The organism is Haladaptatus rarus (assembly GCF_054177585.1).
Genome location: NZ_JBPEHG010000004.1, coordinates 263,046 through 279,113 on the forward strand (window position 1 = coordinate 263,046; position 16,068 = coordinate 279,113).

Below are 16,068 nucleotides of genomic sequence, written 5' to 3' on the forward strand. Positions count from 1 at the left end.
ACTGCGAGAACGATTCCGAGTCTGAGAAGAAGTGGTGAGTCGCTTGCCCACTACGGAGTCATCGAACCAGCGTATGTGATCATGAGGTAGATCCCGCTGAACAGGAGAAAAGTGATCCCGAGTCGATAGACACCAGAACCGAGGTGTGGATATTTTCCATTTATAGTTCAAAATATCTGGGCTTGTAAGATAATATTACGGCTTTTCTCGATATCTGAACGATTCCACCTGGCATGGAACCTGTGATGTACGCAGCGCGACCATTCATCGATCACTTCCTAAAAAATACTCGAAACGCCACGAGTTACCACGAAACCCATCCGAAATCGGCAAAAGATGGAACTAAGTGGGAACCACGTATCCCTCAGACTATGGAAACACTGCTGCTCAATCAGGACGCCGTAGACGAGAACACCCAGATGGACGAACTCATCCGGGCCGTCGAAGACGCCTTCGCGGCGTACGCACGCGGGGACGCACAGATGCCCGCGAAGTCCTACATCGATCTGCCGCAGTACAACGGCGACTTCCGTTCCATGCCCGCCTACCTGGAAGCCGACGACTGGGACGCAGCGGGCATCAAGTGGGTGAACGTCCACCCCGACAACCCCGACAAGTTCGACCTGCCGACCGTCATGGGGACGATGATCTACAGCGACCCCGAGACGGCCTTCCCGCTCGCCATCATGGACGGGACGGAACTGACGATGAAGCGCACGGGCGCGGCGGCGGCGGTAGCGACCGATTACCTCGCCGTCGAGGACGCGACGAGCATGGGTCTCATCGGTGCTGGTGTCCAGTCCTACACGCAGTTGGAAGCCATCTCGGAGGTCCGCCCCATCGAAGACGTCGTCATCAGCGACCTGGACGACGAGGCGGTCGAGCGGTTCATCGACTACTTCAGTGACGAGTTCGACGTTCGCGCCGGCTCGATTTCGGACGCAGCGGCCTGTGACGTGCTCTCGACCGTGACCCCCGTCGAAGAACCGATCGTCTCCCGCGAAGCCGTGGGCGAGCACACCCACGTCAACGCGATGGGTGCGGACGCGGAGGGCAAGCACGAACTCGCCGACGAACTCCTGCTGGACGCGAAACTCGTCATCGACGACCACGCCCAGACCACCCACTCCGGCGAGATCAACGTCCCGTACAACGCGGGCGTCCTCTCGGACGACGACATCCACGGCGACATCGGCGACATCGTCGTCGGTGACCTGGAGGGCCGAACGGACAAGGACGGCGTCACCGTCTTCGACAGCACCGGACTGGCGATTCAGGACGTTGCTGCGGCTCACGTCGTCTACGAGCACGCGAACGAGAACGACAACGGCTACCCGTTCGACCTCATCGGATTCTAACTACTCTCTTCCTCGCCGACCGGCGCTTTCTGTGCGGCTGCTTCCGTCAGTTTTGAGATGAGCCACACGATGACCAGAAACGGCAAGAGTGGAAGCAGTATGACGACCATTCCAAGAAGTAGCGCGATGCCGATGGCGTTCATCTCGCTGTCCGGACGTCCTCGATAGGGTGGCGTGACGGTTCGCAGTGCGCCCGTGAGTCCCTCGGCGTCCCCCTGACTCATGGCAAAGAGGACGTCGGCTCGAATGTTAAGCGTTCCCGTGGCACAAACGCTTTGCGCGTCCGGTTCCTGATTCGACACGATGAACGAACAGCAGGTCGAACGACTGGTCGGCGTCCTCGGTGGGGTACTCGGCGTCGTCTCCTCCTTCGCTATCGCAGGCCAGACCCCGGCGTTCGTCGGTGCCGGAGTCGAAAGCGCCATCACCGCGCTCGTTCCGGGCGTCGTGATGGGTCTCGCCATCGAGTATCTCGGTGGTTTCGCCCAACTGCTCACATTCGGCTTCGCACTGGTCGTCGCCCTCGCGCTCTTCTCCGGTGTGACCGTCGCCGCGATGGTCGCGGGGAAACGCTCGGACGTTCCCTACACGGGCGTCTTCGTGGCGGCAGTCGGTGGCTGGCTGGCGGCGACGGTGCTGACGGGCGCGTTCGGCAAAGCCCTCGTCGTCGGCGGTGCGCTGGGCGTGTTCCTCGCATTCACCGAGCACGAGTGGCACGTCGGCGGCGACCGATCAGTGTCGACCTCCCGGCGAAGCGTGCTGGCGACCCTGTTCGCTATCGCTGGCTTCTCGGGATTCGCGTATCTTCGCGGCAGGGAGATCACCGGCGTCAGGGAAGGGCCGATCTCGCTCGTGACCGACGACGAAGTGCAATCGGAAGTCGAGCAGGGGGTTGCGCGGGCGAACGAACAATCGTTCGACGCACCGGGACTCGGCGGTCTCGTCACCCCGATCGAGTCGTTCTACCAGGTCGATATCAACTCGGTGGATCCCAACGTCAGCGCGAATCTCTGGAATCTCCGGGTTGCGGGCGCGGTCGATACGGAACTCGAACTCTCCTACGCCGACCTCACGTCGATGGCGGTCGAACACCGGTTCGTGACCCTGCGCTGTGTCGGCGAATCGCTGAACGGGAACAAGATGGATACGGCCCTCTGGACGGGGATTCCGGTTCGTCGGGTGCTCGAACAGGCGGGCACGCCGGACGAGTGCTGTGTCATGCTTCGCGCCGACGATGGCTACTACGAGGAGTTTCCCCTCGCCGCCCTCAGCGACGGCTTCCTCGCCTTCGGGATGAACGGTCGGCTCTTGCCCCGGAAACACGGCTACCCCGTCCGGGCGCTGGTGCCGGGCCACTGGGGCGAGATCAACGTCAAGTGGCTCACCGAGATCGAGGTGCTGGAAAAGCCCGCGAAGGGATTCTGGGAGAAGAAAGGCTGGCACGGCACCGGCCCGGTCGAGACGGTGGCGAAACTCCACGCCGAGAACCGCGCAGACGACGGGACGGTACAACTCGCTGGACACGCCTACGCCGGAACCCGCGGCATCAGGAGAGTAGAGGTGTCGGTCGACGGCGGGCAGTCGTGGCAGGACGCCACCCTCGGGCCGAAACTGCCCGGCACGGACGTATGGCGACAGTGGCGGTTCGAGTGGAAACCGGGGGATGGAACCCACGAGGTCGTCGTCCACGCCACCGATGGCGACGGACGAGTGCAGCCAGAGGAGTTCTCCGGGCCGTTTCCGAACGGGCCATCGGGGTGGGTGTCGCGGACGATCGAAGTATGACGGCGTCGAGTGAGAGACGAGAGTGAGGAAGATACGATGCTAGTTGCTGCCTGAGCAAAGTCGCGCCCTCACTCGGTCGCTCCATCGCAGATGCAAAGCGTCTGCTCTCTCGCCCCCGCGTTCGCCCGTTGTCACGGGAAGAGGTTGCCCCTTCCCGTGACAACGGGCGAGCGAAGGAAAGAACGAGTGGAGAAACCACGAGTGACTGAGCGAGGGCCGGGGGAAATCTTCGATTTCCTCGGCCACGGAAGAGCGCCGCTTTTCCGTAGGCGTGACCAGCCTTGAGCGTCAGCTAGCGTCACATTGGTCTCGTCGTTCTCGATGGCCCGCCACAGACACCCATCGTGGTCAGTACAATCCGATAGAGCCCATCGTAAACCTCTTCTCACGCTTTCACGATAGAAAATCGACGCCTGCGCAGTCGCTAGCCTTCCAGATGGACGGCGGGCCGCAGTGGGGTGGCGTGCCGGGCTTTGTCCGTGGGGTCGAATGCGTCTTCGCCCTCGCGGTAGATCTCCACCTCGGCGTCGAACTCGCGCTCGAAGAAGTCGCAGGCGTCCCCGTACACCGCCAGTTCGTCCACGTCGGACAGTGCCGCGACCTGCTCGCTCGGGCGCTCGCGCACGTCCTCGGCGAGTTTCTGCACCAGTTGGTTCACCTCGTCACCTTTCTCGCGCAGTTCCTCGTCCTGCATGACCTCGCCCATCACCGCGCCGACGTTGGGGCCGCTCTCGACGACTTCCGAGAGCACTTTCCCCTTCCAGTCGGCGGCGACGTACACCCTGACGATGTCGGGGTCGGTCTCGGTCACGTCCACGATGTCGCGCACGTCGTCGGTCAGCCCCTCGACCAGTTCCTCTTCGAGTTCGGTCGCCGTGCTCTCGAACTCGGGGTGCGGTTCCGGCCATTCGGCGTCGGCGATGGGGTCGCCCGTCAGGCGCTCGTGCAGTTCGGTCGCCATGAACGGAACGAACGGTGCCAGCAGGCGCAGGCGAGTGCGCAGGACTTCGCGGAGCGTCCAGCGTGCACCCGGTCTGTCGGTGTCGGTGCGCTTGCGATACCACTTCAGGTGCTCTTCGAAGCCGTAGAAGGCGGTCTGGCTCGCAGCGCGCGTCTCGAACCGATCCATCGCGTCCGTGGCTTCGCGCACCGTCGCCTGCAGTTTCGACAGCAACCAGCGGTCGATCCGTTGCAGGTCACGCTCGCCTTCGGGAGCGTCGATTATTTCCGTCGCGCGGTTCCAGAACCGCCGCAGTTGATTCTGCGTGCTCTGGACCTGCTCGGAGCGCCAGTCGTAGTCCTGCCACGGTTCGGCGCTGTTCATCAGGAAGAAGCGCACCGTGTCCGCGCCGTACTTCTCGATGGCCTCCTCCGGCAGGACGACGTGCCCCTTCGAGGAGGACATCTTCTGGCCCTCCAGCAGTCCCATTCCCATCACCGTGATGCCCTGCGGCCAGTTCGGCTGCTCGAACAGTTCCGCGTGGTGGAACAGGAAGAACGTCAGGTGGTTGCTGACGAGGTCGTTGCCCGAGCAGCGATAATCGACGGGATACCAGTAGTCCCACTCCTCGCGCAGCGAGAGAGCGGTATCGTTCGGCTCGTCCACTGCTTCGCTCCCAAAAAATAGCGTATCGAAGAACTCCCTGTCCATCTCCTCTGGCGGCACGTCCGCCAGTCGGTGGGCGATGGTGTAGTACGCCATGTAGATGGTCGAATCCGACAGGGGTTCGATGACGAACTCGTCGTCCCACGGCAGGCGCGTGCCCAACCCATAATTGCGAATGCAGGGCCACTCGTTCAGCCAGTCGATGGTGTGGTCGTACTGCTCGCGGGTGTTCTCCGGGATGGCGTCCAGTCCGGCGACCGCTTCGTGTGCGTTCTCCTTCCACTCGGGGTCGTTGTAGCGCAGGAACCACGTCTCCTGTTCGGCGACCTCGACCGCACCGCCGCAGCGACAGACGACCTCTTCGGTGAACTCGTGCATCGATCCGAACGACCCCTCTTTCTGGAACTCGGCTTTCAGGTCGTCGCGCACATCCTCGACGACCTCGCCAGCGTAGTCGCCGTACATCTCGCGCAGCGTCCCGCTGTGGAACTCGCGGTTGTAGACCTCCTGCGTGGCTTCCTTCAGCGCGGGGTCTTCGGAGTCTACGACGCCGTGTTCTTCGACCGCGTCCTTCGCGGGGAACTCGCCATAGCCCTCCACGTCGATGATGGCCTTCGGTTCGATGGTCTCGACCTCGGCGCGGTCGAGACCATACGCCTCCATCCGGGCGTCGTCCGCTTTGGCTTCCTGCAGGGCCACCCAGTCGTCGGGGCTGTGGGCCGGAACGGACATCACGACGCCGGTCGCGTTGTCGGCGTCCACGAAACTCGCGGGCAGGACGAGCACGTCGTCGTCCGTGATAGGGTTCGTGACATGCTCGCCGACCAGTCGCTCTCCGGTGACGTGGTCGTGGACGGTCACGTCGTGGGCTTGCAGTTCCAACTTCTCCGCCGCGCTCTCGGAGACCAGCCACCGCTCTCCATCGACGTCGGCCTCGACGTAATCGGCATCCGGGTCGATGTAGGCGTTCGTGACGCCGTGAACCGTCTCGGGGCGCAGGGTCGCCATCGGAACCGTGAGTCCGTCGGCGTCGAACTTGACCAGTGTGTACTCCTGGAACTCGGCCTCCTCGCCCTCCAGCAGGTCGTGGGTCGTGACGGGGTTCTTCTCGTTCGTGCAGTATTTGACGGGGTGCAATCCCTTCTCCAGCAGGCCGCGGTCTTTCAGCGTCTCGTACTGCCACGTGATGAACTTCGAGTAGCGCTCGTCGTTCGTCGTGAACTCGCGTCGCCAGTCGATCGACAGTCCCAGCGACTGCATGTTCGCCTTGTAGCTGTTCTCGATGAAGTGGCGGGCGAATCCCATCGGCGTCTCCATCCCTTTCAGATCCTCGTCGGAGACGTTGTAGACATCCTGCAACACCCGCATCTGGTTCTCCTCGCGCTTTTTCAGGCGCTCGACGGCACCGACGATGGGCGTTCCCGTGACGTGCCACGCGATAGGGAACAGAACGTTGTCGCCCTGCAGGCGGCGGTAGCGCGCCCACACGTCCGGAACGGTATAGGTTCGGGCGTGCCCGATGTGCATCCCGCCGCTCGGATAGGGGTACGGTACCGTGACGAAGGTGGCCTCCTCGTCGGACGGGTCGACCTCGTACTGGCCGTCTTCCGCCCATCGAGACTGCCACTTCGATTCGATCTCCCGTGGGTCGTAGTCCATACACCCACTTCTGTTCTGACGAGTAAAAGAACGACCATACCTGACTGTTCAGTCTGTCAGGTTGCGGCAATTATTGCATACGGGTAGAAAGAATGATACGACCGACCCGAGTGTGGCCAGCTCGTGGGCGAGTTCGCCGAGACCGCACGCGACCACATCCGCGATACCCTCGCCGAGCGACTGCCCCACTTCGACTGGAAGACGGAACATCGAATCAGGCGCACCCCGGTCGATGTCGTGGGGTTCACCGACGACCACTTCGTCGCCGTCGAACTGGAGTGGCGCAGGGCCGACCCCGTCAACAACACGGCGAAACTGTTCTACTACGTGGACGAGGGCGAACTGGCGGAGTACGACCAGGCCACGGTCTTTCAGGTGTTCACGGCGTACTACGACCTCGAATCGGATGGCATCTTGTCGAAGCGCGAGGTCGCGGAGTTCGTCGGCCACGTCGCCGCCGATTCGTTCGAACACGTTTCGTTCTATCCCGTAACGTTCGGACTCGAACCGCCGAAACGCGGCGGTGAGTGGCCTGAAGAGTGGGTGTCGGTCGCGGAGAGAACCGTCGATGAGATCGCGCGCGAGTTTCGACCCGGCAGAATATGATGCTGTGGTGACAGCTTCGGAAAACGAACGAATTCCCGCAGTAGGGTGTCCTCGAAAATCCCCCCTTTCTCGACCACCCGAAGACGTCATCAGCACTCTCCGATCGCTCAACGCATCAGAAATCAAAGGAAAATCCACAGAAACCGTTCCACGATCACGACATCGATTCGACCGAATCTCCTACCTGTATCTCCCCGTCTTCCACGACGACAGCCCGAAGCCCGCCCCTGTGAACCAGCGCCGAAAGCGTCCCGTCCTGCGTCAGCGACTCCAGATGCGAACACGGTTCACAGAGTTCCACGCCCTCACACACCACCTCACCCACGCGAAATCGTTCGCCGACGAGATGGTTCAGTGCGACATCGCGCGTCGTCACGTTCCGGCGATGGGCGCCCGGTTTGAGCGAGATGCCTGCCTCCTGCTCGATGGCAACGAGCGCCTCCGCCTCGATGAGGGTTATGTCGTCGCCCGACGAGTCGTGGTCGAAGTGGCGGTCACCGCGCAGGCCCGCCCCCGCCACCGCTTCGACCGTCTCGACCGCTTCCGTTTCCGCCGCCGACTCGGACGCAACGTGAATCGCCTCGACTTCGCCAGTTCCGTTCATGCTCGCTCGCCCGTCCCGTTCATATCCGCCAGTTACTCGGAGACGGTATAAAATCGTGGTTGGCGGTAGTTCGGACGGTTCGACAGGCGGAGCAGGCCGAGGCGGTTTATAATTTCTTGCGGGCCAGTTCCAACTCGTCGTGAACGAACGAACACATCGACTCGGCCATCTCGTCGGCGTTCTCGACCTGTCCGTTCCACGCCTCGAAAAAGCGCATCGGGTCGAGTTTGAGCACAGCGCGGTAGACGTGCCGCCGCCATTCGAATCCGGGTGGGAGAGTACGAACCGATTCGTACCCTTCTCGGATCGACCCTCGAAGGTCGTCGTCCTCGGGTGCAGTGTGCCAGTCGAAGAACTCACGCTCGGCACGACAGAGGTCGAACTCACCAGCACCAGCGAAGCAAAATTCCCAGTCCAGCACTGCGGCGACGGACTCATCTTCGAACAGGAGGTTCGCCGGTTGGTAGTCACCGTGGACGAATTCTGGCCCGGAGACCGCGGTGAACCCATCTCCGTGCTCGCGAACGAACGATTGCACGGATTCGCCAGCCTCCTCGAATCTGGTGCCGACGAGGTCGTCACACCAACCGTCCAGGATCGTGGCAAGCAAAGCGGCCCACGTCTCGCGAGCATCGAGGGTAAGTTCCCCGTCTCGGCAGTTCAGGTAGCCACACGCCACGAAGCTGGTCGATTCGTGCAGGGTTGCCAATGTCGCACCTGCGTTTCGAAGACGGTGTTCGCGCAACGCCCGATTCGTGTCGGCATCGTACGTGATGCCCTCGGCCCACTCGAAAATCGCGCAGTCGTCTTCGATAGCGAGGACGCGAGAAATCGGTATTGGGGTCTGTTCGTAGACGTAACGAGTAGCGAGCGCATCTTTCCGTATCTGTGCGTCGTCACCGCTGACGACTTTGCAGACAGCTCGGCGACCGTCGAGCGTGACCTCGTACACCGCGTTCGGTGCACGCGATGGAAGTTCGCGTTTGATCCTGTATTCATCGGCGTGCGTCGCGAGTGCCTTATGTATCTGCTTCTTCGTATCGGCCATCTACACCGATTCTTCCTGAAGCGAATCGATAATCTCAGAGACGTACTCTCGGAACCGCGCCGCAGTTCGGGCCGCCTCCCGTCCGGTCTGCTGGCGCTGGAGGCGGAGCGACCGGAAGAACGAGACCACGGTTATCAGACCATAAACCGTCTCTCGTCGGTCGAATCCGGGTGGAAGCGACCGAACCGACTCGTAGCCCGTTCGGAACGCCTCGGCCAGCGTCTCGTCCACGCCGTCCGGTCCCGTGAGCATCGGTATCGCGGTTCGCCAGTAGTCGTACTCGCCCGGGCCGACGAGCGCGTGTTCGAAGTCGATGACGGCGGTCACCGCATCACCGTCACGTCCGACGTGATCCGGGACGTAGTTGCCGTGACAGAGAACCGGTTCGCCTGCGCCACGGAGCAGTTCCGGACGCTCGCGGACGAACGCTAGCGCATCGGTCGCTGCATCGGCATCCGCGTCGTATCCACCGTCGCGCAGGAAGTCGCGTTGGACGGCGAGAAAGTCACAGACCGTCTCGTGCCACGACTCGCGGGCGTCGAGTGTGAGTTCCCCGTCGCCTGCTTCGAGGAATCCGGACGACTCGAATCGCCTCTCCGACGACTGGAATGCGGCGTGCGTCTCGTCGTGTAACGTCGCCAGTCCAGCACCGATGACGCGAGCACTCTTCTCGTTCACACGACCGTCCTCTGGTACGCCTTCGTCCACTCCGCGACGAAGTAGTCGTCTCCGACCGCGAGGACGTGTGGCACCGGAACCGACGTGTTCGTTTCGAGGAACTGCATCGTCCGTGCTTCCATCGCCGGGTCACCTTCGTCGCTCGTCGCCCGTTTGCAGACCGCTCGCTTCCCATCAATTCGAACTTCGTGCGTAACGTGCGGCGGCACGTCGTGTAGCTTCCGGACGACTTCGTACTGTTCTGCGTGCGGTGCGAGTCTCTTGTGTCCGTCGTGTACGTCTCGTTCGTTTTCTTGCATGGTCTTCGTCGCGTGACGGGCGACGACCGGTCGGGTGACAGTCCGATTCGAGCGCGGGCGCTGTCGCTCCGACCGAAAGAATGGACGAGAGACGATTCGATGAACTTATATTTAAATTCTCCGACAGTACCGTCTATTCGAAGGCGGCGATGCCAGTCAGATCCTGCCCGAGAACCAGCGTGTGGATATCGTGCGTTCCCTCGTAGGTGTACACCGTCTCCATGTTCGCCATGTGGCGCATCGGCGGGTAATCCGTCGTGATGCCGTTGCCACCGAGCATCTCGCGGGCGACGCGGGCCTGGTCGCGGGCCATCCGGACGTTGTTGCGCTTCGCCATCGAGACGTGCTGGGGGCGCAGGTCGCCGCGCTCTTTTAGTTCCGCGAGGCGGTAGGCGAGCAGTTGCGACGTGGTGATCTGGGTCGCCATCTCCGCCAGCTTGCCCTGCTGGAGCTGGAATCGGGCGATGGGGCCGCCGAACTGGTCGCGCTCGGTGGTGTACTCGCGGGCCGTCTCGAAGCAGTCGCGGGCCGCGCCGACCGCACCCCACGCGATACCGTACCGGGCCTGCGTGAGACACGAGAGAGGACCTTTCATCCCTTCGACGCCCGGCAGGACGTTCTCCTCCGGAATCGTCACGTTCTGGAGGCCGATCTCGCCCGTGATGGACGCGCGGAGCGAGAGCTTCTCGTCGATCTTGTTCGTCGTCACGCCGTCACGGTCGGTCTCGACGAGGAACCCGCGAACCGGGTCGTCCTCGGCGGAACGGTCGCGCGCCCAGACGACCGCTACGTCTGCGATGGGTGAGTTGGTGATCCACGTCTTTGAGCCGTTGAGGACGTATTCGTCGCCCTCCTTCTCCGCGGAGGTCTCCATCCCCGATGGGTTCGAACCGTGTTCTGGTTCGGTGAGACCGAAGCAGCCGACTGCCTTCCCTTCCCCGAGGTCAGGTAGCCAGCGTTCTTTCTGTTCTTCGGAGCCATAGGCGTGGATCGGGTACATCACGAGCGCGCCCTGTACGCTCGCCATCGAGCGCAGGCCGGAGTCACACGCTTCCAACTCCTGCATCAGCAGGCCATAGGCCGTCTCGCTCAGATTCGGTAGGCCGTAGCCGTCGAGATTCGGTGCGTAGAAGCCCAGTTCCCCCATTTCCGGGATGATCTCCTCCGGGAACGTTCCGGCCTCGTAGTGGTCGGCGATGTCGGGTTTGACGTGTTCCTCGACGAACTCACGGGCGGTGTCCCGAACCATCCGCTCTTCCTGACCGAGGTCGGCCTCAAGTTCCACGTAATCGAGCATGGGAAACTCTCCGGAGAGGAAGCTAAAAAGCCCTCCTACTCGGTGGAACAATCCGCAAAAATCAGTCAGTCGTCCATCGTCGGAACCGCGTCGTCTCGCTCCACCGCGATATCGAGGTAGGCATCGGCCTGCTCCGCGTACACGCCCTGACTTACGAGTTCGCGGTCGGCGTCGTACTGGACGAGACCGGCCATCGCGAGTTTCGGGAGTTGGGTGTGCTGGAGCGACATCGAGACGTTGTGCCGGTGTTCGTTGGAGACGAGGTCGATCGATTTGTCCGTCTCCCACGCGGCGACCGTGTCCACGAGATCGTCCAGCGTCACCGGCGTCTCTTCACGCCGCAGATGATGGAGGATGTATCGACTCCGGCGGGACGCGAGTGCGTCGAACAGCGCATCCTGTGAAAGCGGGGGTATATTCGGGTTGGGACCCGCAGGTGAGGTGGTCGTTTGAGATGAGTTCTCATCGTCCGCAGTCGGATCTGCCATGGACTACCACCACGCCTGCAACGAGGGTGACTCTGGTGGTTAACTATTCAGGTTATTTATGCCGATTACGGTACTAATTGATCACTCTACTGCCACTTTTCGCACGTCGCGAACGTACTCGGTGAAGTTCTCGAAGACGAGTTTCGCCTGCAAAGCCGCCGCGTAGTTCTCGTCGTTGATGCCATCGAGCACCTGCTGGAGACGCTCTTCGGAGAGGTCTTTCCCGCGAGTGACCTCTTCGGCAGTGGCGATATCGTATTCGGGGTGGAACTGTACGCCGAACACGTCTCCCTTCCGGAAGCCGTGGTTCGAGTAGTCGTTCTCGGCGAGCGATGTCGCATCCGGCGGGAGTTCGGCCACCTCGTCGGAGTGGGTCGTGAACGCGAGAAATCGCCGGTCGATACCGTCGAATAGCACGGAGTCGCCGGAGTGTTCGACCTTGCGGTAGCCGATCTCGTATTCGCCCATATCGCGGACGTCGCCGCCGAGCACGTCCGCCAACAGCTGATGACCGTAACAGATCCCGAGCATCGGCATCTCTTTTTCGACTGCTACTTCGAGCCACTCTTTGAGTGGCGGTATCCACGCTTCGTCCCAGTAGACAGACGACCGCGACCCGGAGACGACGGCCGCATCGAAGTCGAAACTATCCGGCAGGTGACCTTCGTTCACGTCGAACTCGGTGAGGTCTGCGTCGAGTTCCCGTCGGAAGTTCCGCCGCGTATTCTCGTCCCCGTGCGCGGCGTTCAAAAATGCGATTCGGAGCCGACTCATTACACGACCCTAATAACCGGAACCGACAAGTGGGTTTCGCTACCGGGGATTTCGCCCACTGCTTTTGCGCCAGTACTCGGTTCCGTCGTGGCAGCTACATTTCAAGTCGAAGTCGCTGTCCCCGGGAAGGAGGAAGAACCCAGCGAAAATGCCACCACCGAGCAAGGGATACTCCAGCACTCACTCACCGTTCGTGGGTCTTCCTTTCCGACGAGGGTGACCTACCCTCCGCCGAATCGCTTGCGGAGGGTTCCTCGGTCGAGTTCCCCTGTCGCTCGTCTGGGAAGCGAGCCGGCCACTTCGACTACCCGCGGCACCTCGTGGGCGGCGAGTCGCTCTTCCGCGAACTCTCGGAGTTTTCCGGGCGAAACGTCACCGACGACCACCGCCTTCGGCGCAGTCCCACCGGTTTCTGCGACGGTCTCGATGACGCCCGCGGCCCGAACGTCGGGGTGCGATTCGAGCACGGTCTCGACGGTCTCCGGGTGGACTCGTTCGCCCTCGCTCTCGAACGGTTCGTCCACCCGCCCGACGAAGACGTAGCCACCCGAATTCCGGCAGAACAGGTCGCCCGTCGGGACCCACTCGTCGAACTCTTCGCCGCCGAGGTAGCCACTCGCGGTGTGTGGGCCTCGGACGGCGAGTTCGCCGATGTCGTCCATCTCGCTCGTCTCCATTTCGATTCGAACGTCACAGTGGGGAAGCGGTCGCCCGGTTCGCTCGTCGTCCGGCGTTCCGCGGAGCACGTTCGGGCCGGTTTCGGGCCGCCCATATGCGCGGATGAATGGAACCGGAAACGCTTCGCGCACGTCCGGTGGTACGCGGGCGTGCGTGGCCACCCAGTCGAGCGAGTCCAGCGACTCTAGCGACTCGAACGACTTGGCGTTCGTCCCGGCTACGTCGGCCAACTCGCGGAACTCGGTCGGCCCCGCAGCGACACAGGTCACCCCGTGGCGCTCGATGGCGGCCAGTGCGCTCTCCGGGTCGAACGCACGCTGGAGCACGACACGCCCGCCGACGGTGACCAAGGGAAGGACGAACCGAAGGAGGCTGTCGGAAAGCGCCAGTGGCAGGAGTGTGACCGTCGCGTCGCTCCTGCCGAGTCCCCACCCCGAGACGGCGGCGATACAGTTCCACTCGATAGCGCGAATGGAGAGGCGAACGACCTGCTCGCCGCCGTCGGTGTGAACGAGGAGACAGGTGTCGGTTCGCGCGCGCTCGACCGGTTCGTGGTCCGCGGGCGTGACGTGCTCGAACTCCTCGAACGAGTGGGTCGAATCGAACTGGCGAACGAGATCTCGCTGGGCCGATTCGAACACCACGAGGTCGGGGTCGATCCGGTTCACCGGACGCGAGATGGTCGCGGGCGTCAGGCGGTGTGAGACCGGTGCGAACACGCCACCGATTCGCCAGACGGCGAACAGCAAGACGAGCACTTCGACGCGGTTTCGAGAGACGACGACCACGGAGTCGTTCGTTTCGACGCCAAGCGCAGTGAGTCTCCCTGCTGTGGCCTCGACGCGACGAGCGAGTCCGGCGTACGAAAGCGTCTCGCCCTCGTCTACGACCGCAGGTCGGTCATCCCAGAGGTCGGCGTATCGCGCCAGTGAGAGTGACATACCCGTTCTGCGACGTGCAACGGGTTAGCAGTTCGTGCGACATGCCGAAACGAGAGTGCAGAGGGGAGTGGGGAAAGAGTGTGAAGTTATTCACGTCGTTCAGACGGACGTAACGCTCGTCCTATCACTCTTTATAACATACATTGTTATGCAAGGCGCGTGTTGAAAATGGACGCAGTATGGCCACCAAAGATGATCCTGAACAGGTGTTAGAGGAGTGCAAACGGTGTGGAAACGAGGTTATGGGGGCCTACCTTGAGGATAACATCTGTCCAGAGTGTCGGGGAGAGTAGCGAGTGACGCTGTTGTGAAGCGTATCACAACAGGTCATCTCTCCCCCTCCTCCACCCGTCGGCACCGCACCGAAGAAGGATTCTTTCCTCGTCGATGTGACCCGCAGACTACTCGTTGACGCTCCCGGCTGAGTAGCGCCGTCGCCGAATCTAGCTACCCGTTAGCTGGTCGTTAGCTGACCGTCCCGTCCGCGTGCGCTTCGAGAAACCCGAGCAGTTCGTCGTTTACGTCCTTCGAGCGTTCGACGTGGACGAGATGCGGAGCATCCTCGAACTCCCGGAGGTCGCCACGCGGGAGGCCCTCCGCCAGCGCCCGCCCGCCATCCACCGAAAATACGCGGTCTGCGGTGCCGTGGAGCACCAGCGTCGGCGTCGTGATCTCGAACAGGTGGTCGCGCAGGTCGAAGGCGTCCATCGCGGCGAACTGGGCATGCTGGGCGTCGGGCGAGGCGTCGTCGGCGAGTTGCCACTCCACGACATCTTCCAGTCCAGCCTCGAACGCCTCGCTGCTCACGACCGGCCGAAGCGACTCGTGGAGCGCCTCGGGCGTCTTCTCGGTGAGCAACTGCTCGCGCACGTCCGAGTCGATTCCGAACTGCTCGCCGCCGGGTGACGTGCCGATGAGGGTCAGCGTCTTCGCGCGCGTGTACTCTCTGGCGTACTGGAGTGCGACCATCCCGCCCAGTCCAGCGCCGACGAGGTGAGCCTTTCGAGCGCCGTGGTCGGCCAACACCGCGTCGAGATCACCGGCCAATTCGGCGATCGTGTACGGCCCCGCTGGAGCGTCCGACCGCCCGGTTCCTCGGTTGTCCCACACCAGCGATTCGAACGGGCCTGCGATGGCGGCGTGTTGCCAGCCCCACTGCCACGCGCCGTAGCCCGCGTCTTCGATGAAAGCGACCGTGTCGTGACTTTTCGGGCCGTCCACTTCGTAGTAGAGCGAGACGCCGTCGTGTTCCGCGAATGGCATTCGTCCGAAGGTACGCGGGGGAACCGTTTCAAATCGTTCGTTTTCGACGGCACAGGGTGTGTACTGAAATGTACTGAAATGTACTGGCATACCTCGAAACGTGCTGATCGACCGCCGCGTGGAACAACAAAGCGACGGAAATTCACGTATCGGACAGTAGAGAGTCTCAATCGAACAATTCGCCGTTGAGTCCATCGCAGCCAGCCCAGTAGGAGCGAAGGTAGACGTAGCCGATACCGAACCAGATGATGCCAGCCAGAATCGCTGCTATCTTCCCCATGGTATCAGCTAAAAATCATATATACAAGTATATACCGGTCACGACGCCACAGATCCATCAGTAGTACCGCTCAGTTCGCGAGCGAATTCCGAAAACGACTGCAACGACAGCCCGTTACTCGTCCCGTTCGTCGAGCAGGTCGGACGCGGAGAGGAGCGCCTCCATCTCCACACCGGCCTCGGCCAGATTCTCGCGGCCACCCTCTTCTCTGTCCACGACGACGAGAATCCGGTTCACCTCTGCTCCGGCGTCACGCAGTGCTTCCACCGCATCGACCGCGCTCTGGCCCGTGGTGACGATGTCTTCGAGCACGACGACCTCCTCGCTCTCCTCCAGTCGGCCTTCGATGAGGTTCGCGGTGCCGTACTCCTTCTGCTGTTTGCGCGCGATGACGTAGGGAAGGCCTGTTTCGACACTGGTGACGGCGACGAGGGGTACCGCGCCGAGCGCGACGCCCGCCAGTTTCGTTTCACCGAGTCGCTCCGCGAACGCCTCGGCGATGAGTTCGAGACAGTGCGGATCGGTCTCGAAGAGATATTTGTCCACGTAGTAGTTGCTCGTCCCGCCGTGGGACAGTTCGAACTCGCCGTACTGGACGGCGTCCGCGTCGCGTAGCGCGTCGATGAGTTCCTGATTCGCCATGTGCGAACCCGAGAGGGGAGCGGGTTTAAAAGTAGTTCATCTGATGTCACCGCGGTGCATTC

At 62.2% G+C, this 16,068-nt stretch carries 15 protein-coding genes; 3 read left to right on the forward strand and 12 right to left on the reverse strand.

Annotated elements, in window-relative coordinates; translation table 11 throughout:
* Positions 1-371 precede the first annotated feature (371 nt).
* Entirely contained in the window at positions 372-1,358 is a 987-nt protein-coding gene (locus ACR3FE_RS12495; protein WP_458207460.1) for an ornithine cyclodeaminase family protein, read from the forward strand.
* On the opposite strand, the gene ACR3FE_RS12500 is transcribed toward ACR3FE_RS12495, so the two are convergent.
* Positions 1,355-1,582 carry a DUF7535 family protein gene (locus ACR3FE_RS12500; RefSeq protein ID WP_458207462.1) on the reverse strand — a complete coding sequence of 76 codons (228 nt, stop codon included), beginning with the start codon at positions 1,580-1,582 and terminating at the stop codon, positions 1,355-1,357. The genes ACR3FE_RS12495 and ACR3FE_RS12500 overlap by 4 nt on opposite strands.
* 79 nt (positions 1,583-1,661) lie before the next feature.
* Here ACR3FE_RS12500 and ACR3FE_RS12505 point away from each other — a divergent pair, with 79 nt between their 5' ends.
* Positions 1,662-3,143, forward strand: a complete 1,482-nt coding sequence (locus ACR3FE_RS12505) for a molybdopterin-dependent oxidoreductase (protein ID WP_458207463.1) — start codon at positions 1,662-1,664, stop codon at positions 3,141-3,143.
* A gap of 424 nt (positions 3,144-3,567) precedes the next feature.
* Here ACR3FE_RS12505 and leuS read toward each other — a convergent pair whose 3' ends face one another.
* Entirely contained in the window at positions 3,568-6,408 is a 2,841-nt protein-coding gene (leuS, locus tag ACR3FE_RS12510; RefSeq protein ID WP_458207464.1) for a leucine--tRNA ligase, read from the reverse strand.
* 123 nt (positions 6,409-6,531) lie between these two features.
* On the opposite strand from leuS, the gene ACR3FE_RS12515 reads away from it, so the two are divergent.
* Positions 6,532-7,014 carry a hypothetical protein gene (locus tag ACR3FE_RS12515; protein ID WP_458207465.1) on the forward strand — a complete coding sequence of 161 codons (483 nt, stop codon included), beginning with the start codon at positions 6,532-6,534 and terminating at the stop codon, positions 7,012-7,014.
* Positions 7,015-7,168: 154 nt separating this feature from the next.
* Here ACR3FE_RS12515 and ACR3FE_RS12520 read toward each other — a convergent pair whose 3' ends face one another.
* The 10 genes from ACR3FE_RS12520 to pyrE form a co-directional block, all read right to left on the reverse strand.
* A complete protein-coding gene (locus ACR3FE_RS12520; protein ID WP_458207466.1) occupies positions 7,169-7,618 on the reverse strand; it encodes an MOSC domain-containing protein in 450 nt (149 codons plus the stop codon).
* A 106-nt stretch (positions 7,619-7,724) separates the two neighbouring features.
* Complete coding sequence (locus tag ACR3FE_RS12525; RefSeq protein WP_458207467.1) at positions 7,725-8,666, reverse strand: phosphotransferase family protein; 942 nt, start codon at positions 8,664-8,666, stop codon at positions 7,725-7,727.
* Positions 8,667-9,344 carry a phosphotransferase gene (locus ACR3FE_RS12530; protein WP_458207468.1) on the reverse strand — a complete coding sequence of 226 codons (678 nt, stop codon included), beginning with the start codon at positions 9,342-9,344 and terminating at the stop codon, positions 8,667-8,669.
* Positions 9,341-9,643, reverse strand: coding sequence for a phosphotransferase family protein (locus tag ACR3FE_RS12535; protein ID WP_458207469.1), 303 nt, complete (start codon positions 9,641-9,643; stop codon positions 9,341-9,343). Before ACR3FE_RS12535 ends, ACR3FE_RS12530 begins: the two co-directional genes overlap by 4 nt.
* A 133-nt stretch (positions 9,644-9,776) precedes the next feature.
* Positions 9,777-10,940, reverse strand: coding sequence for an acyl-CoA dehydrogenase family protein (locus ACR3FE_RS12540; RefSeq protein ID WP_458207471.1), 1,164 nt, complete (start codon positions 10,938-10,940; stop codon positions 9,777-9,779).
* Between the two features lie 65 nt (positions 10,941-11,005).
* Positions 11,006-11,428 (reverse strand): DUF7344 domain-containing protein, encoded by a 423-nt coding sequence (locus tag ACR3FE_RS12545; protein WP_458207472.1) that lies wholly within the window; start codon positions 11,426-11,428, stop codon positions 11,006-11,008.
* Between the two features lie 81 nt (positions 11,429-11,509).
* The gene (locus ACR3FE_RS12550; protein WP_458207474.1) at positions 11,510-12,202 is read right to left on the reverse strand and encodes a type 1 glutamine amidotransferase; all 693 of its coding nucleotides are present in this window, start codon (positions 12,200-12,202) and stop codon (positions 11,510-11,512) included.
* A gap of 221 nt (positions 12,203-12,423) precedes the next feature.
* A complete protein-coding gene (locus ACR3FE_RS12555; protein WP_458207475.1) occupies positions 12,424-13,821 on the reverse strand; it encodes a class I adenylate-forming enzyme family protein in 1,398 nt (465 codons plus the stop codon).
* Positions 13,822-14,286: 465 nt separating this feature from the next.
* Positions 14,287-15,084 (reverse strand): alpha/beta fold hydrolase, encoded by a 798-nt coding sequence (locus ACR3FE_RS12560; protein ID WP_458207477.1) that lies wholly within the window; start codon positions 15,082-15,084, stop codon positions 14,287-14,289.
* A gap of 394 nt (positions 15,085-15,478) precedes the next feature.
* Positions 15,479-16,006 (reverse strand): orotate phosphoribosyltransferase, encoded by a 528-nt coding sequence (gene pyrE, locus ACR3FE_RS12565; RefSeq protein WP_458207479.1) that lies wholly within the window; start codon positions 16,004-16,006, stop codon positions 15,479-15,481.
* Between the last annotated feature and the right edge of the window lie 62 nt (positions 16,007-16,068).